At 72.3% G+C, this 24,383-nt stretch carries 26 protein-coding genes; 6 read left to right on the top strand and 20 right to left on the bottom strand.

Features of this window, described 5'->3' with window-relative positions; translation table 11 throughout:
- The 5 genes from ACSMHG_RS16690 to ACSMHG_RS16710 form a co-directional block, all read right to left on the bottom strand.
- Positions 1-139 (bottom strand): FAD-dependent oxidoreductase (locus ACSMHG_RS16690; RefSeq protein ID WP_435747233.1); only part of this gene is annotated, 139 nt, incomplete at its 3' end.
- Positions 132-665, bottom strand: a complete 534-nt coding sequence (locus ACSMHG_RS16695; RefSeq protein ID WP_435747161.1) for an arsenate-mycothiol transferase ArsC — start codon at positions 663-665, stop codon at positions 132-134. The genes ACSMHG_RS16690 and ACSMHG_RS16695, both read right to left, overlap by 8 nt.
- A gap of 91 nt (positions 666-756) precedes the next feature.
- Entirely contained in the window at positions 757-1,443 is a 687-nt protein-coding gene (locus tag ACSMHG_RS16700; protein WP_435747163.1) for an arsenate reductase ArsC, read from the bottom strand.
- A gap of 41 nt (positions 1,444-1,484) precedes the next feature.
- Positions 1,485-2,597: an ACR3 family arsenite efflux transporter gene (gene arsB / locus ACSMHG_RS16705; protein ID WP_435747165.1), complete on the bottom strand. Its 1,113-nt coding sequence runs from the start codon at positions 2,595-2,597 to the stop codon at positions 1,485-1,487.
- Positions 2,594-2,986 carry a metalloregulator ArsR/SmtB family transcription factor gene (locus ACSMHG_RS16710; protein ID WP_435747167.1) on the bottom strand — a complete coding sequence of 131 codons (393 nt, stop codon included), beginning with the start codon at positions 2,984-2,986 and terminating at the stop codon, positions 2,594-2,596. The genes arsB and ACSMHG_RS16710 overlap by 4 nt, the downstream gene beginning before the upstream one ends.
- Positions 2,987-3,095: 109 nt before the next feature.
- Here ACSMHG_RS16710 and ACSMHG_RS16715 point away from each other — a divergent pair, with 109 nt between their 5' ends.
- Positions 3,096-3,290 (top strand): helix-turn-helix transcriptional regulator, encoded by a 195-nt coding sequence (locus tag ACSMHG_RS16715; protein WP_435747169.1) that lies wholly within the window; start codon positions 3,096-3,098, stop codon positions 3,288-3,290.
- On the top strand, positions 3,277-3,678 hold the full coding sequence (locus ACSMHG_RS16720) for a hypothetical protein (RefSeq protein ID WP_435747171.1): 402 nt from the start codon (positions 3,277-3,279) through the stop codon (positions 3,676-3,678). The genes ACSMHG_RS16715 and ACSMHG_RS16720 overlap by 14 nt, the downstream gene beginning before the upstream one ends.
- On the opposite strand, the gene ACSMHG_RS16725 is transcribed toward ACSMHG_RS16720, so the two are convergent.
- On the bottom strand, positions 3,639-5,027 hold the full coding sequence (locus ACSMHG_RS16725; RefSeq protein ID WP_435747173.1) for a flavin monoamine oxidase family protein: 1,389 nt from the start codon (positions 5,025-5,027) through the stop codon (positions 3,639-3,641). The two genes, ACSMHG_RS16720 and ACSMHG_RS16725, sit on opposite strands and share 40 nt — an antisense overlap.
- Positions 5,028-5,186: 159 nt before the next feature.
- Here ACSMHG_RS16725 and ACSMHG_RS16730 point away from each other — a divergent pair, with 159 nt between their 5' ends.
- Entirely contained in the window at positions 5,187-5,861 is a 675-nt protein-coding gene (locus ACSMHG_RS16730; protein ID WP_435747175.1) for a DUF6226 family protein, read from the top strand.
- A gap of 76 nt (positions 5,862-5,937) precedes the next feature.
- Here ACSMHG_RS16730 and ACSMHG_RS16735 read toward each other — a convergent pair whose 3' ends face one another.
- Together ACSMHG_RS16735 and ACSMHG_RS16740 are read right to left on the bottom strand one after the other, a co-directional pair.
- On the bottom strand, positions 5,938-7,215 hold the full coding sequence (locus tag ACSMHG_RS16735; protein ID WP_435747177.1) for a hypothetical protein: 1,278 nt from the start codon (positions 7,213-7,215) through the stop codon (positions 5,938-5,940).
- Positions 7,212-7,700, bottom strand: a complete 489-nt coding sequence (locus tag ACSMHG_RS16740) for a SigE family RNA polymerase sigma factor (RefSeq protein WP_435747179.1) — start codon at positions 7,698-7,700, stop codon at positions 7,212-7,214. Before ACSMHG_RS16740 ends, ACSMHG_RS16735 begins: the two co-directional genes overlap by 4 nt.
- A gap of 313 nt (positions 7,701-8,013) precedes the next feature.
- Between ACSMHG_RS16740 and ACSMHG_RS16745 the strand changes: the two genes are divergently transcribed.
- The gene (locus ACSMHG_RS16745; RefSeq protein ID WP_435747181.1) at positions 8,014-9,267 is read left to right on the top strand and encodes an HNH endonuclease signature motif containing protein; all 1,254 of its coding nucleotides are present in this window, start codon (positions 8,014-8,016) and stop codon (positions 9,265-9,267) included.
- Positions 9,268-9,352: 85 nt separating this feature from the next.
- Here the strand turns inward: ACSMHG_RS16745 and ACSMHG_RS16750 are convergent, their stop codons facing one another.
- The 9 genes from ACSMHG_RS16750 to ACSMHG_RS16790 all read right to left on the bottom strand — a co-directional run bounded on the left by ACSMHG_RS16750 (position 9,353) and on the right by ACSMHG_RS16790 (position 18,505).
- Positions 9,353-10,654 (bottom strand): MFS transporter, encoded by a 1,302-nt coding sequence (locus tag ACSMHG_RS16750; RefSeq protein ID WP_435747183.1) that lies wholly within the window; start codon positions 10,652-10,654, stop codon positions 9,353-9,355.
- A gap of 68 nt (positions 10,655-10,722) precedes the next feature.
- Positions 10,723-11,664 (bottom strand): alpha/beta hydrolase, encoded by a 942-nt coding sequence (locus tag ACSMHG_RS16755; protein ID WP_435747185.1) that lies wholly within the window; start codon positions 11,662-11,664, stop codon positions 10,723-10,725.
- Positions 11,661-12,272, bottom strand: a complete 612-nt coding sequence (locus ACSMHG_RS16760; protein ID WP_435747187.1) for a TetR/AcrR family transcriptional regulator — start codon at positions 12,270-12,272, stop codon at positions 11,661-11,663. Before ACSMHG_RS16760 ends, ACSMHG_RS16755 begins: the two co-directional genes overlap by 4 nt.
- A complete protein-coding gene (locus ACSMHG_RS16765; protein ID WP_435747189.1) occupies positions 12,269-13,660 on the bottom strand; it encodes a flavin-containing monooxygenase in 1,392 nt (463 codons plus the stop codon). Before ACSMHG_RS16765 ends, ACSMHG_RS16760 begins: the two co-directional genes overlap by 4 nt.
- A 55-nt stretch (positions 13,661-13,715) precedes the next feature.
- Positions 13,716-14,417 carry a winged helix-turn-helix transcriptional regulator gene (locus ACSMHG_RS16770; RefSeq protein WP_435747191.1) on the bottom strand — a complete coding sequence of 234 codons (702 nt, stop codon included), beginning with the start codon at positions 14,415-14,417 and terminating at the stop codon, positions 13,716-13,718.
- A 26-nt stretch (positions 14,418-14,443) separates the two neighbouring features.
- Positions 14,444-15,223, bottom strand: coding sequence for a phosphate ABC transporter ATP-binding protein PstB (pstB, locus tag ACSMHG_RS16775; RefSeq protein ID WP_435747193.1), 780 nt, complete (start codon positions 15,221-15,223; stop codon positions 14,444-14,446).
- 28 nt (positions 15,224-15,251) lie between these two features.
- The gene (gene pstA, locus ACSMHG_RS16780) at positions 15,252-16,328 is read right to left on the bottom strand and encodes a phosphate ABC transporter permease PstA (RefSeq protein ID WP_435747195.1); all 1,077 of its coding nucleotides are present in this window, start codon (positions 16,326-16,328) and stop codon (positions 15,252-15,254) included.
- 10 nt (positions 16,329-16,338) lie between these two features.
- A complete protein-coding gene (gene pstC / locus ACSMHG_RS16785; protein ID WP_435747197.1) occupies positions 16,339-17,268 on the bottom strand; it encodes a phosphate ABC transporter permease subunit PstC in 930 nt (309 codons plus the stop codon).
- A gap of 130 nt (positions 17,269-17,398) precedes the next feature.
- Positions 17,399-18,505: a phosphate ABC transporter substrate-binding protein PstS gene (locus ACSMHG_RS16790; RefSeq protein ID WP_435747199.1), complete on the bottom strand. Its 1,107-nt coding sequence runs from the start codon at positions 18,503-18,505 to the stop codon at positions 17,399-17,401.
- A 175-nt stretch (positions 18,506-18,680) separates the two neighbouring features.
- On the opposite strand from ACSMHG_RS16790, the gene ACSMHG_RS16795 reads away from it, so the two are divergent.
- On the top strand, positions 18,681-19,937 hold the full coding sequence (locus tag ACSMHG_RS16795; protein ID WP_435747201.1) for an APC family permease: 1,257 nt from the start codon (positions 18,681-18,683) through the stop codon (positions 19,935-19,937).
- Positions 19,938-19,975: 38 nt separating this feature from the next.
- Here the strand turns inward: ACSMHG_RS16795 and hutI are convergent, their stop codons facing one another.
- The 3 genes from hutI to ACSMHG_RS16810 are packed head-to-tail and all read right to left on the bottom strand — an operon-like array spanning position 19,976 to position 23,672.
- Positions 19,976-21,157 carry an imidazolonepropionase gene (hutI, locus tag ACSMHG_RS16800; RefSeq protein WP_435747203.1) on the bottom strand — a complete coding sequence of 394 codons (1,182 nt, stop codon included), beginning with the start codon at positions 21,155-21,157 and terminating at the stop codon, positions 19,976-19,978.
- Positions 21,154-22,464 (bottom strand): formimidoylglutamate deiminase, encoded by a 1,311-nt coding sequence (locus ACSMHG_RS16805; protein WP_435747205.1) that lies wholly within the window; start codon positions 22,462-22,464, stop codon positions 21,154-21,156. The genes hutI and ACSMHG_RS16805 overlap by 4 nt, the downstream gene beginning before the upstream one ends.
- Entirely contained in the window at positions 22,461-23,672 is a 1,212-nt protein-coding gene (locus ACSMHG_RS16810) for an allantoate amidohydrolase (protein WP_435747207.1), read from the bottom strand. The genes ACSMHG_RS16805 and ACSMHG_RS16810 overlap by 4 nt, the downstream gene beginning before the upstream one ends.
- A gap of 10 nt (positions 23,673-23,682) precedes the next feature.
- On the opposite strand from ACSMHG_RS16810, the gene ACSMHG_RS16815 reads away from it, so the two are divergent.
- Complete coding sequence (locus ACSMHG_RS16815; RefSeq protein WP_435747209.1) at positions 23,683-24,303, top strand: nitroreductase family protein; 621 nt, start codon at positions 23,683-23,685, stop codon at positions 24,301-24,303.
- Positions 24,304-24,383 lie beyond the last annotated feature (80 nt).

The following is a 24,383-nucleotide window of genomic DNA, read 5'->3' on the forward strand; positions in this document are numbered from 1 at the left end:
TCGTGTTCATCAACGCCCCACCGGCGGTCACCGAGCCCTCGAAGACGAGCGGCTGGAGGCCGGCGCGGGCGGCGTACACGGCCGCGGTGTAGCCCGACGGGCCGGAGCCGATGACGATGACCTGGCGAGCATCAGGCACGAGCAGTGTCCTCGGTCGCGTCCGGCGACGCGAGCAGAGACGGCGGGAGGTCGATGTCGGGCACCAGCTCGACGAGGAGCTCGCGAACCCGGGAGTCGATGTCGGCGACGACGCGACGCACCGTTGCCTCGTCCTTGCCCTTGGGGTCTTCCAGGGGCCAGTCCCGGTAGCGGGCGCCGGGGACGTAGGGACAGTTCTCGCCGCAGCCCTGGGTGATGGCGAGGTCGCTCTCGGCGATCATCTCGGTCGTGAGCAGCTTGGGCGACTCCTGCGAGGTGTCCAAGCCGAGCTCTTCGAGGACGCGGGCGACCTCGGGGTGGATGTGGTCACCGGGCTCGGTCCCGGCCGAGATGGCGACGACGCGGCCCTGGGCGTAGTACTCGGTCAGCAGCCGGGAGGCGACCGACCGACCGCCGTTGGCGCGGCAGGCGTAGACGACCTGCGGCACGTGGCCGCCGTCCTCGGCCGAGCTCGTGCTGCCGGTGGTCTGGTCTGTGCGGGTGGCGTCGGGGCTGGCGTCGGTCATCCGTGTCCTCCTTGCGTGGGGATGCGGTGTGGGTCGGGAGTCGTTTTTCCGGACGGGATCGTGCCGTGCCGAAGTGACAGGCACGTGGCCCTCAGGTGGCCGGGGCGAGCTCGGCGAGCACGGCCAGGACGCGGTTCTCGATGGCGTCGCGGATGAGCCTGACCTCCTCGACCGGCCTGCCGGCGGGGTCGTCGAGCGCCCAGTCGAGGTAGGTCTTCCCGGGGTAGATCGGGCAGGCGTCCCCGCAGCCCATCGTGATGACGACGTCCGCAGCGCGGACGACGTCGTCGGTCAGCGGCTTGGGGTACTCACGCGAGAGATCGAGGCCGACCTCCTCCATGGCGGTGACCACGGCCGGGTCGAGTTCGGCCGCGGGCTGGGAACCTGCGGACCGGACGTGGACGCGGCCCCGGCCGTGGTGGTCGAGCAGCGCAGCGGCCATCTGGGAACGCCCCGCGTTGTGGACGCAGACCAGCAGGACCTCGGGCACCCCGGTCGCGATCGTGCCTTGGGACTGGGCCAGCGCCGTGAGTCGATCAGCGGCGAAGGTCTCGGCCAGGACCGGCAGGTGGTGGGTGACGCGGGCGGTCCGCTTCAACGCGGCGTACGACTCGAAGAGATACCGCTCGATCGTCTCCTCCGCGAAGTGTCCGGCGAACCGCGTGGCGAGTCGGTGCGCACCGGCGTGGAGGAGGTCACGTGGATCGCTGATGCCCGGTAGGACGGCGTCCTGGGAGGACGCGGCGCGGGTGTCGTTCAGGGTGTCGGGGTCGGTCATCACGTGCTCCTGTGTCGACAGGGATGGGGTTGTGGTGACGATCAGGACGGTGCGTCGCCGGCCGAGCGGCGAGCGGGACCTGCAGGGAAGAAGCGGCGGGCCCAGAGGCTGACGTAGACGAGCCCGACGAGCACCGGCACCTCGATGAGCGGTCCGACGACCCCGGCGAGCGCCTGCCCGGAGGTGACGCCGAAGACGCCGATCGCCACGGCGATGGCCAGCTCGAAGTTGTTGCCGGCAGCGGTGAAGGACACCGCGGTGGCGCGCTGGTAGTCGAGGCCGATCGCCCGCGTGAGGAGCATCGAGCCGCCCCACATGAGGAAGAAGTAGGCCAGCAGCGGCAGCGCGATCCGGGCGACGTCCAGCGGCTGGTTGGTGATGGTGTCGCCCTGCAGCGCGAAGAGCAGGACGATGGTGAAGAGCAGGCCGTAAAGCGCCCAGGGGCCGATGCGGGGAAGCACCGTGGACTCGTACCACTCGCGCCCCTTCGCCCGCTCCCCGAGCGTGCGGGTCAGGAAGCCCGCGAGCAGCGGGATGCCCAAGAAGATGAGGACGGACGTGGCGATCTCCCACATGGAGACGTCGAGAGAGGTCTGGTCGAGCCCCAGCCAGCCCGGCAGCACCTCGAGGTAGAAGTAGCCGAGCACCGCGAACGCCAGGATCTGGAAGACGGCGTTGATCGCCACGAGGATCGCGGCTGCCTCGCGGTCGCCGCAGGCGAGGTCGTTCCAGATCAGCACCATCGCGATGCAGCGGGCGAGACCGACGATGATCAGGCCGGTGCGGTACTCCGGGAGGTCCGGCAGCATCAGCCAGGCGAGGGCGAACATCAGCGCCGGCCCGACGACCCAGTTCAGGACGATCGAGGCGCCCAGCAGCCGTCGGTCGCTGGTGACGTGGCCCAGCTCGTTGTAGCGCACCTTGGCGAGGACCGGATACATCATCACCAGCAGGCCGATGGCGATCGGGAGCGAGACCGAGCCGATCTCGACCTCCGCGAGGGCGTCGTCGAGGCCCTCGACGACGCGACCGAGGACGAGGCCGACGACCATCGCCACACCGATCCACACCGGCAGGAAGCGGTCGAGCGTCGAGAGCCGCTGCAGGACGGGGCCGGTGTCGGCCGAGGCGGTCTCCCGCACGGTGTCGCTCATGCGCTCGCTCCTGCCAGGGCTGCGGTCGACGCCGACGAGCTGAGTGCGAAGAGGCTGCCGAGGGCCGCCATCGCCTCGGGCCGGGCCAGGTAGAAGACCCAGGTCCCGCGCTTCTCGCGGTCGAGGAGTCCTGCCTCGTGCAGCACCTTGAGGTGGTGGCTGATCGTGGGCTGGGAGAGGTCGAAGTACGGCAGCAGGTCGCACACGCACGCCTCGCTGCCCTCGTGGGAGAGCACCAGGGAGAGCAGCCGCAGGCGGGTCGGGTCGGCCACCGCCTTGAGCATCGGGGCGACCCCTGCGGCGCTCTCGGCGCTGATCGGTTCACGGGCGAGCGGCACGCAGCAGGCGAGACCGGCGTCGCCTGCCGGATCCGGCAAAGACTTCGACATGCGTCGATGTTGACACACATCGATACGCCTGTCACCCCGGCGCTCGGCCCGTCCTAGCCCGATGTCAAGCACACTTGACACAAGGCGGCATGTCAAGCAGGCTTGACGCGTGCAGAACGTCGTGCGGCAACTCCGGGTCGCTCGCGGCCTCTCGCAGGCTGCGCTCGGTGAGGCCCTGGGGGTCTCGCGGCAGACCGTGAACTCGATCGAGACCGGGCGGTACCTGCCCTCGCTCCCGCTGGCGATCGCCCTGGCTCGGTTCTTCGACAAGGCAGTGGAAGAGGTGTTCGATGTCGACGCGTGAGAAGACGACGCCGGTGATGATCCGGTGGGCGGTGCCCGGAGTGGCCGTCATCGCCGGCCTGGCCTACCTGGTGGCGGGGGTGATGGGAGACGACCTCACCTTCGGACTCGTCGGTCTGGGCGTGATGCTGGCCGTGGCGCTCGTCTTCGTCGCCGCCTCCGGGTGGAGCGAGACCGCGGCCGGGCTGCGGGACCGCACCGACGAGCGGATCAACCAGATCGACCAGTCAGCCTCCCTGGCCGCCGGGATGACGGTGCTCCTCGCCGTGCTGGCGATGTTCGTGGTCGAGATCGCCCAGGGCGAGGACGGGTCTCCGTACTACCAGCTGGGCGCGCTGGGCGGGGTCACCTACCTGGTCACGCTGGTCTGGCTGCGCTTCCGGCGCTGAGCGGGGCGGACGGTGTCGACGACCTCCTGGGCGGTCGCGATTCCCGACCGGACAGCGCCCTCCATGTAGCCGTTCCACTCAACGGCGTACTCAGCGCCGGCCCAGTGGATCCGGCCGACCGGCGGGCGCAGCACGTCGCCGTAGCTGGTCCAGACCCCGGGGGCGAAGTGGGCGCCGTAGCAGCCCCGAGTGAACTCCTCGGAGGTCCAGTCCTTCTCGACATAGGCGACAGGGCGGGCCGCCTGCGGGCCGAAGAAGCGGACGAAGGAGTCCACGACCGCCTCACGGCGCTCGGCTTCGGTGAGCCGCTGCCAACGCCGCGCCTCACCTCCCTCGACGAAGCCGAGCAGGATGCCGATCTCGGCACTCGCCGGGGAGACGTCGAACGTGACCTTGACCGGCCCCGCCGCGCAGGCCACTTGGCCGTTCAGGCCCTGCTCGCGCCAGAACGGGGTCGGGTACGCCGCGAACGTCTTGGCGACCGTTCCCGCAGGGAGCTTCTGGGTGAGCTGGTCGCGCCAGGCCGGCAGCGGTGGGTCGTAGCGAAGACGTCCGGCGAGGGTCGGCGGAAGGGCGACCACGACGCGGTCAGCAGCGAAGCCCTCGCCGGCGTGGGTAGTCACAGTGACGCCGGTGTCGCCATGGGCGATCATCGCGACCGGCGTCGAGAACCTGACGTCCAGGCCGACGGCGAGCCGATCGGCGACGACAGCGGCACCACCGACGACGCGGTCCTGCTGCGCGCCTCGGTCAACCGCGAGGAGGGTCTCGAGATCGGTGTTGCTCACCGCGTAGAAGAGCGCGTGCAGCAGCGAGAGGTCGCTCGCATCGGCGGAGAAGACCGCCTCGGTGGCGACGCGGAAGTAGGCCCGTCCGCTCGGCGTGCGCAGGTTGCGTCGGATCCAGGTCTCGAAGGTCTGCCCGTCCAACAGCTCGGCTCTCGGGTGCCCCCAGGGCTGGTCGGGATCGACGGCTCGCGCGAGCCGGCCGAACCGCGCGAGGCCCTGAGCCAGGTCGGCGAGCGCGACGGGGTTGAGACGCGGGACGGCGCCTTTGGCGCCTTCCACGAGGACTCTCCTGCGACCGAGCTGGACCAGCACCTTCCCCGCGTCGTTCCAGGTGCGGACGGTCTCCAGCCCGAGCTCCTCGACGAGCGCGTGCATCCGGGTGTGGCCCTCGCCGATCCAGGTCCCCCCGAGGTCGATGGGGAACCCCTCGATCTCGCCGCCCTCGAGCCGGCCACCGACCCGGTCGCGGGCTTCGAGGACGACCACCTCCGCTCCGGCCCGCCGGAGCTCGTGCCCGGCGGCGAGCCCCGCCAGCCCGGCGCCGACGACCACGACCTTCATGCGCTGCTCTCCAGACCCTCGACCGACGCCGGCCAATCTAGCGACGCGGCGGCCCGGCCCGGGCGTGGCCGATCGCTCGTCCGGATCATCGACCGAGCCGTTCGCTGCGACGTCGGCCGTATGTCGCTCGATAGCCGGACCCCCATGGCAGACGATGGCGTGGTGACGTACTCGCCACCCCCGTCCCCACCGTGGCTCGACGACCTCCTGACAGAGGTCGACCGCGAGTTCGCGGTCACGGGAGTCGACACGCCGGGGTGGCCCGATCCTCATCCGGACCGGGAGCCGCTCGAGGAGGAGTACTCGCGCTGTCTCGACCCCGGCAAGTACCTGATCCTTCCCGCGCGGGTCGAGGCGTGGGCACGGGTGGTGACGGCGCGCGGGCTCGCAACGGTCGACGAGCCCGATCTCTCCGTGTGGCGCGGCTCCCGGCGCCTCCCCGACCAGACCGGTCCGGTCCGCCGGTTCACCCCGACGCAGCCGGACGGCGCGACGCTGCTGGCGGCGACCGCCGTCGTTGACGGTGAGCCCTTCGGTATCGACCTCGGCATCGCCTGTGCAGGCACGACGGTGGCGTTCCTCGACGCGCTGCCGGATTGCGGATGCGACGCCTGCGACTGGGGTTCCGCCGACCTGCTCCGGGAGCTGGACGACTGGTTCCTCACCGTCGCGAGAGGGGGCGTCCTCCATGCTCGATCGGACGGCGCCTCGATCACGCAGACGCGGGACGGATGGGCGGGTTCCGGGGACAGCCACCGACTGGAATGGTGGCTCGACGAATCCATACCGGCGCCGCTCGGCGTCGAACGCTGGATCGGATCGCCCTGGCTGTAGCCCCGTCGTCGTCGGGCTGGTGCCGCGCGTCTTCCCGTGTCGCACGCGCCGCTCGCAGGAGGAGACTGGCGGCGGGTCAGTCCATCAGTGAGGGCGCGATCGAGATGTCGGCCAGGTGCTGGTCGCCGCTGGCGATGCGTTCGAAGGCGCCGTCCCCGTACCGCCAGGCGACCAGGTGCCAGGTCTCGGCGGGCGGCGTCGGAACCTCGTGGTCACGCGGTCCGACCTTCAGCACCACCGTGTCCGGGTCCAGGAAACCCATGGCGGTGAGACGACCGTTGTCGCTGTAGACGGCACCCCGGTCGTCGATGGGGGCGTACGCGACGATGTCACCGGTGGCGGCGTCGACGACGACAGGGCCACTTCGAGGGCCTGCGTCCGGGGCGCTGTAGCTGTCGAGGCTGCCCGTGGTGCACGCGACGAGTCCGTGCGCTGCCACCAGACGCTCGCACTGGGGGAACGGGACCTCGCGCACGGCGCGCTCGCCATCCCAGGTCACCAGCGTGCTGCGCGGGTAGTCGTTCTGGTGGACCGGGCCGTCCGGGTCGATCCCGAAGACGTCCGTGACTCCTTCCTGAGTGCCGTAGTCCGCGGGGCGGGCGTCACCGTCCAGTCCGATGACCCACGGCTCGCTCCAGTGCAGGGCCAGGAGCGCATCGTCGTCAGACAGCCAGCGCAGTTCGGGTGCATAGTCCCACGGCGGCGCGAGCTCGGCGGGCCAATCCAGGACGGCGACCTCGCCGGTCGTGACGTCGAGGACGCTGATCCCGGCATCCGTGCTCACCGCGACCCTCGTGCCGTCGGCGGAGATCGCGACAGGGGCAGCCGGGTACGGCGTCTCCTCGAGTATCGCGAAGGCCGCCGGCGCACTTCGCCACCGGCCATCGGTGCCCAACAGCCGCACCCCAGCTCCCACCTCGGGCCAGGCCACCACCACTCCCGACATCGGGTCCTCGCCGACAGGGTTGGCGCCGGGCTCGATGTCCGGCTGGAGGCGACCACCCGACCCGACCAGGCTCGTGAACTCGACGTCGCTGAGCGGCGCGGCCGGGAGGTCGAACGGGTCCCACACCGGCTGCGTGGCCGCGCCGGCTCCTTCCACAGTGGCGGGCGGCGTGGCCACGGCGTCGGTCGACGGCGTATCCACAGGTCCGACGTCGGCGCGGCGAGCGTCGGGGACGTCTCCGATCTGCGCTATCCCCGCGGCGACGAGGACGACGAACGCAGCCGCCCCCGCCACGGCGATCGCTCGGCCCCGGCGTCGCCGTCGGCGTGCCTCGCCCAGGACAGCCGCTTCGAGGTCGACCGTCACGTGATCCGTTGCCGCCCGGAACGCCGCGCGCATGTCGGTCATCGTGGTCCTCCGATCAGGTCATCGAGCTCGGGAGCGACCTGGCGCAACCGACCCAGCGCAGCGGCATGGGTGCTCTTCACGGTGCCGACGGTGACCCCCAGGATCTCCGCGGTCTCCCGCTCGGTCAGGTCGTCGAAGTAGCGCAGCACCAGGACGGCGCGTTGGCGGGCGGTGAGCCTGGCGAGCGACTGGTGAATGACCAGCGTCGTCTCGGTCTCGGCGAGGTCAGCAGGCACGTCTGGGAGCGTGGCGACCGTCGTCTCGCGAAACCGCCGCCACCACGACACGTTGTCGCGGACGATGATCGTCCGTGCGTACGCCGTCGGGTGGCTGTCCCGCAGTCGGCTCCACCGCAGTCCGACCTTGACCATCGCTTCCTGCGCCAGGTCCTCGGCACGCTGGAGGTCACCCGTGAGCAGGTACGCAGACCGCGTCAGCCGGTTCTGGTTGGCCCTGACCCATTCCGCGAACTCGGTGTCGCCCATTCGCCCTCCGCCCATGGCACTCGTGGAGGGAACGCCGTGGAAGGCCGAATGGTTGTGCCTCGCCGAGAACTTCTCGCGACCCGACAGCCGGTCAGCGACGAGTCACGAAGATGCCACGCGCGACGGCTCCCGCGACAAGGCATGCCGTGAGTACGGCGGTGACAGCGCGGGTCGTAAGCAAGCACGGGACGTGCCCGGAAGTCATGCCGACCACTCCTCCACTCGCACACCCGCTCGAAAATAGTGCCAAACATGTGAGAAGGCCGCCTGAATCTCGCGCTCAAATGTCGGTGGCGACGGCTTCACTGGGGTCATGGCCAAGGACCTGCGACCCGGCGGAGACCACCCGGTCTCCCGCACGGTCGCGCGGCTGCACGCGGAGCTGGACGGGCTGGCCGAGGTCCCGTTGTTCGGCCTGGGGCCTGAGGAGACCGGCACGACGCTGGTGGAGCTGACGCGCTTGGCGGCGCAGGTCGCGGAGCTGGAGCTGCGGGTGGCTGCGCACGCTGGTGAGGTCGGTGTTGAGCAGCAGAGTGGCGCCACCTCCACGGCCAGCTGGTGGGCCCACGCCACTCGGCAGGACCGGCGTGCTGCCGCCGGCCGGGTCCGGCTGGCTGACGCGTTGGGGCGGTTCCACCTCGTCCGGGGTGCGCTGGCTGCTGGTGGGGTGAACGCCGAGCAGGCCCGCGTCATCACCCGCGCCCTCGACGCACTGCCAGACGACCTCGACGCCGACGTCTACGAGCGCGCGGAGAAGCACTTGGTGGCCGAGGCGGCCCACCACGACCCCACTGCGTTGCGGGTGATCGGCAAGCACCTGCTCACCGTGGTCGCCCCCGAGGTTGGCGAGGCCCACGACGCCCGTGCGTTGGAGCGCGAGGAGCAGGCCGCTGCGGCGCGGGCGTTCCTCACGATCTGTCCCGACGGCCGCGGGAGCATGGTGGGGAAGTTCAGCGTCCCCGAAGCGCAGGGACAGATGCTCCACAAGGCCCTGTTGGCGCTCTCGGCGCCCAAGCACGTCACCGCCACCGACGGCGCCGGCACCTACGAACGCCGCCCCTCACCCGAACGCCTCGGCACGGCATTGGTCGAGCTGATCGAGCGGTTCCCCGCCGACCGGCTCCCCGACCTCGGCGGCACCAACGCCACCGTCGTGGTCACCATGGACCTCCACACCCTCCTCGGCGGCCTGCGCCACGCCTCCCTCGACACCGGCGGCGTCATCTCCGCCGCCCACGCCCGCCGCATCGCCTGCGAAGCAGGCATCATCCCCGCCGTCCTCGGCACCCACAGCGAGGTCCTCGACCTCGGCCGCACCACCCGCCTCTTCACCAAAGCACAACGCACCGCACTCAACCAGCAACAACCCACCTGCACCGCCCAAGGCTGCGACTGGCCCGCATATCTCTGCCACGCCCACCACGACCGGCCCTGGCACTCAGGCGGCGGGACCGACCTCGCCAACGCCCGCAACCTCTGTCCCCACCACCACGCCCGCATCCACGACCCCACCTACGCGACAGAGCGACACCCCGACGGCAGCGTCACCTTCCACCGACGGGTCTAGGCCGACGGCACTACACGCGTGGTCTCGACAAGCTCGACCACCGAAACAGGACGTGGTCTCGACAAGCTCGACCACCGAAACAGCCCTAGGACTCTCCTTCTGCGGCGCGGACGGCTCGCTCGGCGACGGCGTGCTCGTCGGTGCGGTCGTCGTAGGCCCAGAAGTCACGTAGCCACACGGCGGTCAGCGCGACGCCCGCGATGCAGGCGACGCCGCCGCTGCTGATCGCGCCGCGCACCGACCACAGGTCGGCGGTCACCCCGGCGCGGACCTGGCCGCCCAGCGGGCCGAGGGAGTACGACAGCATCTCGATCCCGGCGAGCCGGCCCCGCATGCCCTCCGGGATGGTCTGGCTCCACACCGTGCTCCGGAACACCCCCGAGATCATGTCGGCGAGCCCGGACAGCCCGAGGAAGAGCAGCACCAGCCAGAACGACGGCATCACCCCCGCCAGCGCCAGGCACCCGCCGTACGCCGCGGCGGCGATCACGATCGCGCGGCCGTGGTGGTGCACGCGGCTGGTCCAGCCGCTCGTGGCGGTGGCGACCATCGCGCCGACCGTCTGCGCGGCGTAGAGCAGGCCCAGCAGCTCGGGGTTGTCGAAGACCTCCTCGACCAGCGCCGGGAAGAGCACGACCGGCATCGCCAGCAGCATCGCGGCGATGTCGACCAGGTAGGTCCCGAGCAGGTCGCGGCGCGCGAAGGCGTAGCCGATGCCCTCGCGGATGCCCGCCAGGCTCGGCGGCGTCGTCGCCGCCCGGTGTGGGTAGGGCCGCATCCGGACGTAGAGCAGCGTCGCCACCACCAGGCCGGCGATGTCGATGACGAAGCACCACCCCAGGCCGACGTAGGCGATCAGCAGGCCGCCGATCGCCGGCCCCACGAGCACGCCGACCTGGATCCCGAGGCTGCCGAGGGCGTTGGCCGCCATCAGCTGCTCGTGGCGCACCGTGCGGGGCAGCAGCGCCTCCCGCGAGGGGCGCTGCAGCGCCGAGGACGACACGAGGAAGACCGCGACCACGAAGACGACCCACACGTCCGGGTCGTCGCGGAAGGCGTTGGCCGCCAGGACCGCCGTGAAGAACGCTTGCGCGATGCCGGTCCCGATGAGCAGGCGACGGCGGTCCACGTGGTCGGCCAGCGCCCCGCCGTAGAGCCCGAAGACGACCAGCGGCACCAGCTCCACGAGGCCGATCGCGCCGACCGCGAAGTTCGACCCGGTCAGCGTGTAGACCTGGTACGGCACCGCGACGTAGGTGACCATCGCGCCGAAGTAGAAGACCGTCCCGGCCCAGAAGAGGAGCCGGAAGTCGCGGGACTCACGCAACGGCGAGACGTCGACCCGTAGCCCACGCAGGTGCTCCCGAACCCGTTCGGACCAGGTCATGCGGTGCTCACGACGGGTCATCGTCGCACCGCGCGGCCGCCCGCGGCGCGGGCGGGTCGCCGGGCGGGTCAGGCCGTGAGGTGGCGCACCAGGAAGGAGACCTGGTGGGCGAGGACCGCGTCGAACCACTGCTTGCCGGGGTAGACGTCGAAGTGGTCGCAGGGGTAGTGCCGCACCTCCGCCCGCGCCTTGAACGCCGCCTTGGCCGCCGCGTGCGGGGGCGCGCTGCGGTCGAAGTCGGCGATCTGCACCAGCAGTGGGCAGCGGACCTCCTTGGCGGTCCGGATCGGCCGGTGCCCGCCCAGCTCCAGGCCGATGGAGGCGTCCACCTCGTTGCGCCAGCTCGGGCCGGCGATGGCGAGGTAGTCCTCGTACGCGCCCTCCAGGGTCAGTGCGCCCAGCTCCCCCGGCCGGGCGACGACCGGCATAATCCGGCCACCGGAGACCCGGCTGCGCACCCCCTCCACGGTGGAGCGCAGGATCGACCCCGGCCGGTGGTGGGCGAGCGCGAGCCGCCCGGCGGCAAGGCCGTCGACGAGCGGCGTCAGGGCCACGGCCGCCGCCACGTCCGGGCGCCCGGCCGCGGCCGCGAGCACGTGACCGCCGGCGAGCGAGACGCCCCAGAGCACCAACCGGTCCGGGTCCACGCCGGGCAGCCGGGCGGCGGCGGCCATGGCCGCGCGGTAGTCCTCCAGCTGACCGGCCATGGACACCGTCTGCCGCGGCGACCCGCCCGACGTACCGAAGCCGCGGTAGTCGAAGGCCAGCACGTCCAGGCCAGCCTCGGCCAGCCCCCGGGCGAACGGCTCGAGGCCGGAGTCCTTCGTCCCCGCCAGGCCGTGGGCCATCACCACGACCGGCCGGCCCGCCGCCGAGGCCAGTGCGTCGGTGGCGGCCGGGAAGTGCCAGGCGTGCAGCTCCGCGTCGCCCGACGGCATCCGTACGTCGTCCCGGCCGGCGCTCGCCGCGCCGACGGCGTCCGCTCCGGGGGTGGTGGCGTGGGTGGTCATGGCGAGGTCCTTCCGTAGATGCTGCCGGTCCAGACGTGGACGACGGCGTCGACCTGCCGGTCCCAGTCGAAGTGCTCCGGTGCGCGGACGAGGCGCTCGAGGGTGCGGTCGTTGACGTCGAGCAGTGCGGTGGCGAGCGCCAGCGCCGACGGCCCGGCCGGCGCCCGGCCAGCCACACGCTCCGCCTCGATGAGCTCCGCGACGAGCTCGGCGAACGACGCCAGGCGCGCCTCCCACCGCTCCCGCACGGCCGGGCTGGTCGCCCGCGCCTCGAGCATCGCGCGGTAGACGTGAGTACGCCGCCCCCAGCCCTCGACGACCGTCCGGATGGCGGCGGCGACCCGCTCCCGCATGGCGCCCTCGCCCTCCAGGAGGCCGGCGGCGTCGGAGGCCTCCTCCTCCATCTCGTCCATGAGCGCGGCGACCGCGGCCGCCTTGTTCTCGAAGTAGAAGTAGAACGCCGACCGGGTGACCCCGGCCCGCCGGGAGAGGTCGGCGACGTTGATGTCGTCCAGCCCGGCCGCCGGCCCGGCGTCACGGAGGTGCGCGTCGAGCGCCTCCAGCAGGGCGGCCCGGCGCTGGTCCCCGCGGGTGGCGGCGGCGGTCACGAGGTCGCCACGACCGCGTCCGCCGCCCCCTCCACGGAGCGGGCGGCGCGGCCGGCGAGCACGGGTGCGCCGTCGCGCTGCGCCCGGAGCACGCCGGCGGGGATCTCCTTGACCCGCAGGTCGTGCTCGTAGATGAAGTAGTCCAGCTGCTGGGTGTGCCGCGGTCGGTCCAGCACGTGCCCGGTGTACTTCTGCTGGTCGGCGTCGATGACCCGCTCCATCTCCGCGACGTCGGGCAGGCGGTAGCGCCCCACGGCGTACGCCCCGAGGAGCCGGGCCTGGGCCTCGACGAAGGGGAAGAGCGTCGGCGTCGCCTGGGCGAAGCCCATGAAGACGAGGTCCTCGAGGCCCGGCTTGAACATCCGCTTGTAGAGCCGGATCTGGTTGTCCGGCGCGCTGATGAAGTCCTCGTCGAAGAACGGGAACGTGATGTTGTAGCCGGTGGCGTAGACGATGATGTCGAACCCGCTGCTCGTGCCGTCCTCGAAGTGGACGGTCTCCCCGTCGAGCCGGGCGACGTTCGGCTTCGGGGTGATGTCGCCGGAGCCGAGACGGAGCGGCAGCTCGACCGACTGCGTCGGGTGCGCCTCGAAGAACTTGTGGTTGGGCTTGGGGAGTCCGTAGAGCTCCGGGTTCGAGCCGGCCATGAACTGCATCTTCTGCAGGAGCTTGCGCTGCCAGGAGAGCGGGAGGTACGGCGTGGTCACGTAGTACTTGTCCGCAGGCAGGCCGCCGGTGTACTTCGGCACGATCCAGGCGCTGGACCGCGTGGAGAGGGTCACCTCGTTCTGCAGCGACCTGCTCGACAGCTCCACCGCGATGTCGGCCGCGCTGTTGCCGATGCCGACGACCAGGATCCGCTTCCCCTTGAAGTCCAGCGGGTCGGTCGGGTCGATGTAGTGGTGGGAGTGGATCGACTCCCCGGTGAACTCCCCGGGGAAGTCGGCCGTGCGCGGGTCCCAGTGGTGGCCGTTGGCGACCACCAGCAGGTCGGCGTGGCGGGTCTCGCCCTGCTGCGTCTGCAGCTCCCAGCCGCCGCCCTCCAGCCGCTCGGCGTGCACCACGCCGTTCTGGAACTCGATCTGCTCTCGCAGCCCGAACGCGTCGGCGTAGTCGTCGAGGTAGGCCTTGATCTGGGTGTGGTGCGGGAAGTCCGGGTAGTCCTCGGGCATCGGGAAGTCCTTGAAGGACAGCCGGTGCTTGGAGGTGTCGATGTGCAGCGACCGGTAGGCGCTGCTGTGGCCGTTGGGGTTGCCGAACGCCCAGTTGCCGCCGACCCGGTCGGAGGTCTCGAAGCAGGTGTACGGCACGCCGTAGTCGAGGAGCATCTTGCCGGCCGTGAGGCCGCTGATGCCGGCGCCGATGACGGCGGTGGTGGGTGCGGGCATGCCGCGAAACTAGAACGCGTTCTTGACACGCGTCAACTGCCCCCGACGATCCGACTCAGGCCAGGGTGAGCACGTAGCCGCGTCCGCGCACCCGCCGGATGGTGGCCACGCCCTCGAGCCGGTGCCGGAGCCGGGCGGCGTGGACGGCGATGGTGTTGTCGGCCGGCGCGGTGTCCGCCCCCCACACCGAGGAGCGCAGCTCGTCGTCGGTGACCAGCTCGGGCGCCCGCCGGAGCAGCACCCGGAGCAGCTCGAACTCCTTGGCCGGCGGGTCGGCGAGCCGGCGCCCCGAGACCGAGACGGTGTAGGCGTCGAGATCCAGGGAGATCGGTCCGTACGTCGCGCGGTCGTGCCGCAGCAGGTCCGGGTCGGTCCGCTCGACCGCCGCGAGCACGCTGCCGGCCGTGAACGGCCGGGTCAGCAGGCCGCTGGCCCCGGCGAGGACGACCCGGCCGGCGAGCGCCGCGTCGTCGGCGTCGACGACGGCGAAGATCAGCGTGTCGCCGTTGCGCCGGATCGCGGCCACCAGGTCCGGTGCAGCGACGTCCTCCACACCGCAGGAGACCACGACGACCGGGGGCGCCAACGCGCCCAGGCGCACGAGCGCGTCCAGGCCCGAGGGGACCGCCTCGACCGGGATGCCCTCACCACGCAGCTGGTCGCCGACCTCGTGGGTGTCGGCGGCAGGCCCGACGAGGAGGACGGCGACAGCGCGGGAGTGGGAGACGAGAGGGACGGGCGCGGCCGTCGACGACATGGAGCGGACCCCGAGAGCTCGACCCGTCAGCCGAACCGACCGGAGATGTAGGCCTCGGTCGACTCGTTGTCGGGGTTGGTGAACATCTTCTTGGTGGGGTTGAACTCCACCAGGTGACCCGGCTTGCCGGCCGCCTTGAGGTTGAAGAAGCCGGTCTCGTCGGAGACCCGGGCGGCCTGCTGCATGTTGTGGGTGACGATGACGATCGTGTACTCGGACTTCAGCTCGTGGATGAGGTCCTCGATCGCCGAGGTCGAGATCGGGTCGAGCGCGGAGCACGGCTCGTCCATCAGCAGCACCTGCGGCTCCACGGCGATCGCGCGAGCGATGCAGAGCCGCTGCTGCTGACCACCGGAGAGGCCCATGCCGGGCTTGCTCAGCCGGTCCTTGACCTCGGTCCACAGGTTCGCGCCCTTGAGCGAGCGCTCGACGATGTCGTCGGCCTCGGACTTCTTCATCCGCTTGGCGTTCAGCTTGTTGCCCGCCAGGACGTTGTCGTAGATCGACATGGTCGGGAACGGGTTGGGCCGCTGGAAGACCATGCCGATCTGCCGGCGCACGGCCACCGGGTCGATCGCGGGGTCGTAGAGCGACTGGCCGTCGACGACGACCTTCCCCTCCACCCGCGCGCCGGGGATCACCTCGTGCATCCGGTTGAGCGAGCGCAGGAAGGTGGACTTGCCGCAGCCGGACGGGCCGATGAAGGCCGTGACCGACCGCGCCCGGATCGTCATGTTGACGCCCTCGACGGCGAGGAAGTCGCCGTAGTAGATGTTCAGGTCGGAGATGTCGATGCTCTTGGCCATGATGTCCTCTGGGATGTCCGCAGGTTGGTCAGCGCCCGGACTTGGGCGCGAAGATCTTGCCGATGGCGCGGGCGAGCAGGTTCAGCGCCATCACGATGGCCACCAGCACCAGGGCGGCGCCCCAGGCCCGCTCCACCTGCGCGTCGTTGTACTTCCCGCCGGTGGTCACCGAGGAGAAGATGAAGACCGGCAGGGTCGCCATCCGGCCGTCGAAGGGGTTGAGGTTCAGCGAGTTCGTCGTGCCGACGATCAGCAGCAGGGGGGCGGTCTCGCCGGCCACCCGGGCGATCGCGAGGGTCACCCCGGTGATGATGCCAGCGAGCGCGGTCGGAAGCACGACGCGCACGATCGTGCGCCACTTCGGCACGCCGAGTGCGTACGACGCCTCGCGCAGCTCGTCGGGGACCAGCTTCAGCATCTCCTCGGTGGCGCGGACGACGATCGGGATCATCAGCACCGACAGCGCGATCGCGCCGCCGACACCGAAGCGGATCCCCGGCCCGAAGATGATGGTGAAGAGCGCGAACGCGAAGAGGCCGGCCACGATCGAGGGGATGCCGGTCATCACGTCGACCAGGAAGGTGACGACGCGGGCGAGCTTGCTGCCCTTGCCGTACTCGACGAGGAAGATCGCCGCCATCACGCCGACCGGCACCGAGATCACCGTGGCGAGCGCCGTGATGATGAGCGTGCCCATCAGGGCGTGGTAGATGCCGCCGCCGGCGCCGAGCACGCCACGCATGTCGTAGGTGATGAACTCCGGCGAGAGCACGCCGGCGCCCTTGGCGACCACCAGGTAGAGGATCATCACCAGCGGGATCATGGCCACGACGAAGGTCGACCACACGATCGTGGTGACGAGCCGGTCGACGGCCTTGCGGCTGCCCTCCACGCTCGCGGACCAGGCCGGCAGCCCGACCACCAGCAGCGCCCAGGCGAGCAGGACGACGCCCACGAGGCTCCAGCCGAGCAGCAGGGCGGGCAGGGCGGCGAGGCCGACGGCCAGGACCACCGCGAGCCACGGGGCGTAGCCCGGCAGCTGCGGCGCGACCAGCGGGAGCGACGCGGGTGCGGCCGACTCGGGCCGCTTCTCGAGAACGGACATGGTCGTCTCCTCAGGCCTTGACCTGGCCGCGGGTGGCGATCCAGCGGCCGAGGAAGTTGACGGCGAAGGACACCACGAAGAGCACCAGGCCGCTGAAGATCAGCACGTTGATCTTGGTGCCGGACGCGTTGCCGAAGTTCAGGGCGATGTTCGCAGCGATCGTGGACGGGTTCTGCGACTGGATGAGGTCGAAGGTGACGATGCCGCTGGCGGAGAGCACCATGGCGACCGCCATGGTCTCGCCGAGCGCGCGGCCAAGGCCGAGCATGGTGGCCGAGATGACCCCCGAGCGGGCGTAGGGGAAGACGGTCATCCGGATCATCTCCCACCGGGTGGCACCGAGGGCGAGCGCCGCCTCCTCGTGCATTCGCGGGGTCTGCAGGAAGATCTCGCGGCAGATGGCGGTGATGATCGGCAGCGCCATCACGGCGAGGACGATGCCCGCGGTGAGGATCGTGCGCCCGGTCACCGCCGGGCCGTCGAAGAAGGGGAGCCAGCCGAGGTGGTCGGCGAGCCACCCGTAGAGGGGAAGGATCGCCGGTGCGAGCACCGCCCGGCCCCACAGCCCGTAGACGACGCTCGGCACGGCGGCGAGCAGGTCGATGAGGTAGCCGAGCGTCCGCGACACCCTGCGGGGCGCGTAGTGCGAGATCACCAGGGCCACGCCGATGGCCAGCGGGGTGGCCAGCAGCAGGGCGATGATCGCGGCGAGGAGCGTGCCGAAGAGGAGCGGCCAGACGTAGAGGACGATGTTGTCCTTGCCGTAGGCCTGGTCACCCGAGGCGTAGATCGCCGGCGCGCCCTCGATGATGAGGAAGAGCGCGACGCCGGCCAGCGCGAGCATGATCAGCAGGCCGGCGCCGGTCGCCAGCCCCGAGAAGACGGCGTCTCCGCGGCGGGTGGTGCGCGGCGGCGGGGCCGCAGCGGTGGTGGTGGACACCTGGGTGATCCTCCGTTGAGTACGAACGAGTGGCGGCCGAGTGGGTTCACCCAGCGGGCCGGGGTGGAGACGGCGCAGGTGAGGGTCCGACCTTCTCAGGCCGGACCCTCACCTCACGCACCGAGGGCGGTCACTCGACGGTGATGCCCTCGACCAGGCCCTGGACGTCGGACTGCAGCTCGTCGCTCAGCGGGGCCGAGCCGGCCTCCTCCGCGCCGAACTCCTGGCCCTCGTCGCTCACGATGTAGGAGAGGTAGCCCTTGGTGAGCTCGCCCTCCTCGCCGGAGTAGCTCGGGCAGGCGAGCAGGTAGGAGGTGAGCACGATCGGGTAGACCCCGCTCTCCTCGGTCTGGTAGTCGAGGTCGAAGACGATCGAGTTCTCGCTGCGCCCCTCGACGCGCGGGGAGACGTCGAGGATCTTCGCCGCGGCCTCGGCCGACGGGCCGACGAACTCGTCGCCGACGCCGACGTTGGCGACATCGAGGTCGCCCGCCTGGCTGGCGTCGGCGTAGCCGATCGAGTTGCTGCCGTTCTCGACCGCGGAGACGACGCCGGAGGTGCCCTGGGCGCCCTCGCCGCCGAACTCCTGCGGCCAGGTCTCGACCGCACCGGCGGTCCAGACCCCGGACGCGACGAAGTCGAGGTAGTTGGTGAAGTTCTCGGTGGTGCCCGACTCGTCAGAGCGGTGGACCGGGTTGATCCGCTCCGAGGGCAGGTCGACGTCGGGGTTCGCCTCGGCGATGGCCGGGTCGTCCCACTGGTTGATCTCGCCGGCGAAGATGCCCGCGATGACCTCGGGCGGCAGGTTCAGCTCGTCGATGCCCTCGACGTTGTAGATCACGGCGATCGGGCTGATGTAGTTCGGGATCTCGATGGGGGCCTCGCCCTCGCAACGCTCGGTGGCGTCGGACAGCTCGCCCTCGTCGTCGGTGAGGTAGGCGTCGGTGCCCGCGAAGGGGAAGGCGCCGGAGATGAAGTTCTCCCGGCCGCCGCCCGAGCCGATCGGGTCGTAGTTGACCGTGGCGTCGGGGTTGTTCTCCTGGAAGCCGGCGATCCAGGCGGCCTGGGCGGCCTCCTGCGAGGAGGCGCCGCCGCCGGAGATGGTGCCGCTGAGGCTCTCGCCGCCGTTGTCGGTGGCGCTGCCGCCGTCGTCGTTGCCGGCGCTGCAGGCGGAGAAGGCGAGGGTGAGGGCGACGAGGCCCGGGATGACCGCCGCGCGTACGGAGGTGCTCTTCACTGGTGCTCCTGACGGATTCGTGTACCTGACGACCGGGACGCTAGGCCGTGAAGTTGTACGAACCTGTCCGCGAGAATGAACTGGGAATGAACGACAGCCAGATGCTCCGCTGAACGGCGAGAGACCGGTCACACCCGTCGGCCTTCCGGCCGCGCCGTGCGGCAAGGTGACGGCCGTGACCCAGCACCCCGCCCTCGAGCGCCGCCTCGGCACCACCGACGCCGTGGTCATCGGCCTCGGCTCGATGATCGGCGCCGGGGTCTTCGCCGCCTTCACGCCGGCCGCGGAGGCGGCCGGGACCTGGCTGCTCCTCGGCCTCGCCGTGGCAGCCGTCGTCGCGTACTGCAACGCGACGGCGACCGCACAGCTCGCCGCGCAGTACCCGAGCTCCGGCGGCACCTACCTCTACGGCCGCGAGCGGCTCGGTGACTGGTGGGGCTTCCTGGCCGGGTGGGGCTTCGTCATCGGCAAGACCGCCAGCTGCGCGGCCATGGCGCTCACCTTCGCGGCGTACGCCGCTCCATCGGGCTGGGAGCGACCGGTCGCCGTGGCGGCCGTGGTGGCCCTCGCCGCGGTGAACTACCGGGGCATCACCCGCACCGCGCGGCTGACCCGGGTCATCGTGGCCGTCGTCCTGGTGGCGCTCGGTGTCGCAGTCGCGGCCGGCCTGCTGGTCGGCGACCCCGACCTGGACCGGGTGCTCAGCGCCGCCGCGCCCGACGGCGGGTGGTACGGCGTGCTGCAGTCGGCGGGCCTGCTGTTCTTCGCCTTCGCCGGCTACGCCCGGATCGCCACGCTCGGCGAGGAGGTCCGCGACCCCGCGCGGACGATCCCGCGCGCCGTGCAGGTCGCGCTCCTCCTCGCCTTGCTGGTCTACGCCGTGGTCGCGGTGACGGTGCTCGGCGTCCTCGGCGCGGACGGCGTCGCCGGGACGCCGACGCCGCTGGCCGCCGTCGTCGACGCCGGACCGTGGGAGGCTGCCGCCCCCGTCGTCCGCATCGGCGCTGCGGCCGCCGCCCTCGGCGCCCTGCTCGCCCTCATCGCAGGCATCGGGCGGACCACCCTGGCCATGGCCCGCCACGACGACCTCCCCGCCTGGCTGGCCGCGGTGCACCCCCGGCACCGCGTGCCGCACCACGCGGAGGTGGCCCTGGCCGTCGCCGTCTGCCTGCTCGTGCTCACCGTCGACCTCCGCGGCGCGATCGGGTTCTCCTCCTTCGGCGTCCTCCTCTACTACCTGGTCGCGAACGTCGCGGCGTCCACGCAGGACGCCGACCACCGGCGGTTCCCCCGCGCGCTGCAGGGCCTCGGCGCCGTGGGCTGCGCCGTCCTGGTCGCCACCCTGCCGCTCGGGTCGGTGCTCGCAGGGGTGGCGGTCCTCGCCGCCGGCGTGGCCTACCGGCTGCTCCGGCTGCGGCGCCGTCCTTCCTGACGCCAGGCCCGGTCCCGACCTCGGGCCGTCAGGGGTCCTCAGGGCTGGCCGGCACCGCCCACGACCGGTCGGCCGGCCTGCCAGACCCCCGCGACCAGGGGCACGCCCGGCCGGTAGGCGAGGTGGACGTGGGACGGCGCCTCGAGGACGACCAGGTCCGCGGCGCGGCCGGGAGCGAGCACGCCGACGTCGTCCCGGTCCAGCGCGCGGGCGCCGCCCGCGGTCGCCGCGTGCACCGCCTCCCCCGGCGTCATCCCCATCTCCCGCACCGCCACCGCGATGCAGAACGGCAGGGAGCTGGTGAAGCAGGAGCCGGGGTTGCAGTCGCTGGCCAGCGCCACCCCCACGCCGGCGTCCAGCAGCCGCCGCGCGTCGGGGTAGGGCTGGCGGGTGGAGAACTCCACCCCGGGCAGCAGCGTCGCGACCGTGCCGCTGTCGCGCAGCGCGGCCACGTCGGCGTCGTCGAGGTGGGTGCAGTGGTCGACCGCGACCAGGCCGAGCTCCGCGGCGAGCTGCACCCCCGGGCCCGGCCCGAGCTGGTTGGCGTGCAACCGCGGCCGCAGCCCGGCGGCCGCACCGGCGAGCAGGACCGCGCGGGCCTGGTCGGCGTCGAACGCGCCGCGCTCGCAGAACGCGTCCACCCAGCGGGCGTGGGGCGCGGCGGCCTCGAGCATCGGCCCGGTGACGAGGGCGACGTACTCCTCGGGCGTGGTGCCGTCGGGGACCACGTGCGCGCCGAGGTACGTCGTCTCCTCGGTCAGCTGGCGGGCGACGGCCAGGCTGCGGGCCTCGTCGTGAACGGTGAGCCCGTAGCCGCTCTTGATCTCGACCGTCGTGGTTCCCTGCCGGCGCATCTCGGCGACCAGCCGGGCGGCGCGGCTGGTCAGCTGCTCGTCGGTGGCGGCACGGGTCGCGGCGACGGTGGTGCGGATCCCGCCGGCGGCGTACGGCGTGCCGGCCATCCGGGCCGCGAACTCCTCCGACCGGTCGCCGGCGAAGACCAGGTGGCTGTGGCTGTCGACGAACCCGGGCAGCACCGCGCGCCCTCCGACGTCGACGACCGCGTCGGCGGCGGGCGCCTCGGCCATCGGCCCGACCCACGCGACCCTGCTCCCTTCCACCACGACGGCGGCCCGCTCGAGGACCCCGAGCGGGCCGTCCTCGCGGGCGGCGTCGTTGGTGACGAGCTCGGCGATCCCCGTCAGCAGCGTGCTGGTCACGACCACACCTCCTCGATCGCGGCCGCGAGCTCGCGGCCGATGGCGCCCCGGTCCTCGCGGGTGGCGACGACCCGCCCGTCGACCATGGTGGCGACCACGTCCTCGGCCGCGGCCGCGAAGACGGCCGTGTGCTCGTCGCCGCCGGTGCCGGCCGTCCGCACGCTGGTGGTGTCGAGGACGACCAGGTCGGCGCGCCGGCCGGCCTCGATCGCCCCGGCGTCGGCGACACCGAGGCTGTCGTGGGCCGTCGCCGCGGCGAGGAGCTCGCCGGCCCGCCAGTGACCGCGCTCGCCGCTGGCCAGCCGCTCGTCGAGCTCCAGCGCCCGCATCTCCTCGAAGAGGTCGACCACCGCGTGGCTGTCGGAGCCCAGCGTCAGCCGGGCGCCCGCCTCGTGCAGCCGGCGGCCCGGCCCGATGCCGTCGGCGAGGTCGCGCTCGGTGGTCGGGCAGAAGCAGACGTTCGTGCGGCTGCGACCGAGCAGCTCGACGTCCTCGTCGGTCAGGTGGGTCGCGTGCACGACGGTCGTGCCGGGGCCGAGCAGCCCCTCCTCGTGGAGCAGCCGGGTGGGCGTCACGCCGTACGCCGCGAGGCAGGCGGCGTTCTCCGCCGGCTGCTCGGAGAGGTGGACGTGCAGCGGCGCCCGGCCGCGGAAGGTGGCCAGCTCCGCGCGCGGGACCGCCCGCACCGAGTGCACCGCCGCGCCGGTGCGCACCGTGGGACCACCCGGATCGTTCCATTGCTCGGTTCGGCTGGCCCAGGCGGCCGCGGAGCCGTCGGAGTAGCGCGATTGAACGGTGGTGGTGGGCGCCCCGAAGCCGCTGCTGAGGTAGCAGGTGTCCAGCAGCACCAGCCGGATGCCTGCTTCGCGGGCGGCCTCGGCCAGGGCGTGGCCCATGGCGTTCGGGTCCTCGTACGGCGTCCCGTCAGGCCGGTGGTGGAGGTAGTGGAACTCCCCCACCGTGGTGATGCCGGCCGCGACCATCTCGCGGAAGACGGCCCGCGCCAGCCGGTGGTAGGACCCGGGCGTCAGCCGCGCGGCCACGGCGTACATCCGCTCCCGCCAGGACCAGAACGTGCCCCGCTCCTGCTGGGTGCGGCCCCGCAGCGCCCGGTGGAAGGCGTGGCTGTGGCCGTTGGCGAGCCCGGGCAGGGCCAGCCCCGCCCACCGCCGGGCCTCGGGGTGCGCCCCGGGCCGACCCGCGCCGGGGACCACCTCGACGAAGCGCCCGTCCGCGACCCGGACCAGCACGTCGTCGTGGACGGCGCCGTCGACCCACGCCCGCTCGAGCAGGTACGACGCGGTCACAGCGGCCCGTCCAGCGGCCCGTCCAGCACGTCGGCCAGCACGTCGGCCAGCGCCTCGACGCCGGCCAGGCAGTCGGCCATCGCGGCGTGCTCGGCCGGGGAGTGGGAGACACCCGTCGGGTTGCGCACGAAGAGCATCGCCGTGGGGATGCCGGCGGCCTGCAGCACGCCCGCGTCGTGGCCGGCCTGCGTGGGCAGCACCGGCCAGCGCCGGGGTGCCGCGAGGGCCTCGGCGAGCGCCGGGTCGAAGACGACGCTGCCGGACACCGACTCCGCGGTCACCTCGACCGTGGTGCCGTCGCGCTGTGCCCGGGCGGCCGCCTGGGTCGAGATCGCCCCGACCAGCGCCTCGAGCGCCTCGGCGGTGGAGCAGCGGGCGTCGAGCCAGCCGGTCACCCGCGAGGGCACGGCGTTGGTGCCGTTGGGCGCGACCTCGATCCGGCCGAAGGTCGCCCGGGCGTGCGGCGCGGCCAGCCGCGCCTGCTCGTCGGCGGCCAGGACCGTCATCGCGTGGGTGAGCATCGGGTCGGCCCGGTCCTCCATGCGGGTGGTGCCGGCGTGGTCGGCCCTGCCCGTGACGTCGAAGCGCCACCGACCGTGCGGCCAGATGCCGCTCGCCACGCCGACCGGTGCGTCGAGGTCGACCAGCGCCCGGCCCTGCTCGACGTGGAGCTCCACGAAGGTGCCGACACCGTCGAGCAGGCTCGGCCCGCCCGACGCGCCGTCGACCACGTCGGCCAGCCGGACCCCGTCGCGGTCGCGCAGGCCCTCGACGTCCGACCACGCGACCGCGCCGGCGGCCAGCCGCGAGCCGAGGCAGGCCAGCCCGAAGCGGGAGCCCTCCTCCTCCACGAACACGCCGATCCCGACCGGCCGGCCGGGGGACACGCCGCGCTCGCGCAGGACGTCGACCGCCGCCAACGCCGAGACCACGCCGAGTGGGCCGTCGTACGCGCCGCCGTCGAGCACCGAGTCCAGGTGCGAGCCGGTGAGCAGTCGCGGCCCCGGCAGGTCCGCGCCCCACCAGGCGACCGTGTTGCCGTACGCGTCGGTCTCCACGGTGAGCCCGCGGGCGGTCGCCTGCTCGACGAACCACGCGCGCAGCTCGAGCTCGGCGGCGGTCCAGGGCTGGCGGAAGTACCCGCCGGAGGCTGCCGACCGCCCGACCGGACCGAGGTCGGCCCACATCTGCTCGACGTCATCGGGCACGCTGCACCTCATGGAGTTCCGGGACGTCGTCCGACGTCGTCGCATGGTCCGTCGCTACGCCGAGCGGCCGGTGGACCCGGCCGTGGTCGACCGGATGCTCGACCACGCCACGCGCGCGCCGAGCGCCGGCTTCAGCCAAGGCTGGGGGTTCCTGGTGCTGGACACGCCGGAGGACGTGCGCCGCTACTGGGAGGTGACGGCCGGCCCGGAGGCGGTGGCCGAGCCCGACTCCTGGCTGGCGGGGATGATGACCGCGCCCGTACTGGTGGTGCCCTGCAGCAACAAGGCGGCCTACCTGGGCCGCTACGCCGAGCCGGACAAGGGCTGGACGGACGCCGACGAGCAGGAGCGGGAGTCGCGCTGGCCGATGCCCTACTGGCACATGGACACCGCGATGGCGAGCCTGCTGATCCTGCAGACCGCGGTCGACGAGGGGCTCGGGGCCTGCTTCTTCGGGGTCCCGCCCCACGCCTACCCGGCGGTCAAGGAGGCCTTCGGGATCCCGCCGGAGTACGACCCCGTCGGCGCGATCACGGTCGGCCACCGGCTGGACGACACGGGCCCGAAGGGTTCCCCGAGCCGCCGTCCCCGCAAGCCGGTCGAGGACGTCGTCCATCGAGGTCGCTGGTAGCACCCGCCCATCCCACCGAGGAGCGGCGCCGGCGGCAAGCAGCCGACGAGTCCGGCCATCTCGCATCCGAGACCCCGGTG

The sequence above is a fragment of the Nocardioides ureilyticus genome, assembly GCF_051280745.1.
Classification (GTDB): domain Bacteria; phylum Actinomycetota; class Actinomycetes; order Propionibacteriales; family Nocardioidaceae; genus Nocardioides.

Bases quoted from the DNA above. Each gene is read 5' to 3' on its own strand.
- ACSMHG_RS16735 (WP_435747177.1), bottom strand. From the start codon at position 7,215: ATGACCGACATGCGCGCGGCGTTCCGGGCGGCAACGGATCACGTGACG.
- pstB (WP_435747193.1), bottom strand. From the start codon at position 15,223: ATGGCCAAGAGCATCGACATCTCCGACCTGAACATCTACTACGGCGAC.
- ACSMHG_RS16700 (WP_435747163.1), bottom strand. From the start codon at position 1,443: ATGACCGACCCCGACACCCTGAACGACACCCGCGCCGCGTCCTCCCAG.
- ACSMHG_RS16695 (WP_435747161.1), bottom strand. From the start codon at position 665: ATGACCGACGCCAGCCCCGACGCCACCCGCACAGACCAGACCACCGGC.
- pstA (WP_435747195.1), bottom strand. From the start codon at position 16,328: ATGTCCGTTCTCGAGAAGCGGCCCGAGTCGGCCGCACCCGCGTCGCTC.
- ACSMHG_RS16755 (WP_435747185.1), bottom strand. From the start codon at position 11,664: ATGACCACCCACGCCACCACCCCCGGAGCGGACGCCGTCGGCGCGGCG.
- ACSMHG_RS16750 (WP_435747183.1), bottom strand. From the start codon at position 10,654: ATGACCTGGTCCGAACGGGTTCGGGAGCACCTGCGTGGGCTACGGGTC.
- ACSMHG_RS16770 (WP_435747191.1), bottom strand. From the start codon at position 14,417: ATGTCGTCGACGGCCGCGCCCGTCCCTCTCGTCTCCCACTCCCGCGCT.
- ACSMHG_RS16815 (WP_435747209.1), top strand. From the start codon at position 23,683: ATGGAGTTCCGGGACGTCGTCCGACGTCGTCGCATGGTCCGTCGCTAC.
- ACSMHG_RS16720 (WP_435747171.1), top strand. From the start codon at position 3,277: ATGTCGACGCGTGAGAAGACGACGCCGGTGATGATCCGGTGGGCGGTG.
- ACSMHG_RS16765 (WP_435747189.1), bottom strand. From the start codon at position 13,660: ATGCCCGCACCCACCACCGCCGTCATCGGCGCCGGCATCAGCGGCCTC.
- ACSMHG_RS16745 (WP_435747181.1), top strand. From the start codon at position 8,014: ATGGCCAAGGACCTGCGACCCGGCGGAGACCACCCGGTCTCCCGCACG.
- ACSMHG_RS16710 (WP_435747167.1), bottom strand. From the start codon at position 2,986: ATGTCGAAGTCTTTGCCGGATCCGGCAGGCGACGCCGGTCTCGCCTGC.
- ACSMHG_RS16740 (WP_435747179.1), bottom strand. From the start codon at position 7,700: ATGGGCGACACCGAGTTCGCGGAATGGGTCAGGGCCAACCAGAACCGG.
- ACSMHG_RS16725 (WP_435747173.1), bottom strand. From the start codon at position 5,027: ATGAAGGTCGTGGTCGTCGGCGCCGGGCTGGCGGGGCTCGCCGCCGGG.
- arsB (WP_435747165.1), bottom strand. From the start codon at position 2,597: ATGAGCGACACCGTGCGGGAGACCGCCTCGGCCGACACCGGCCCCGTC.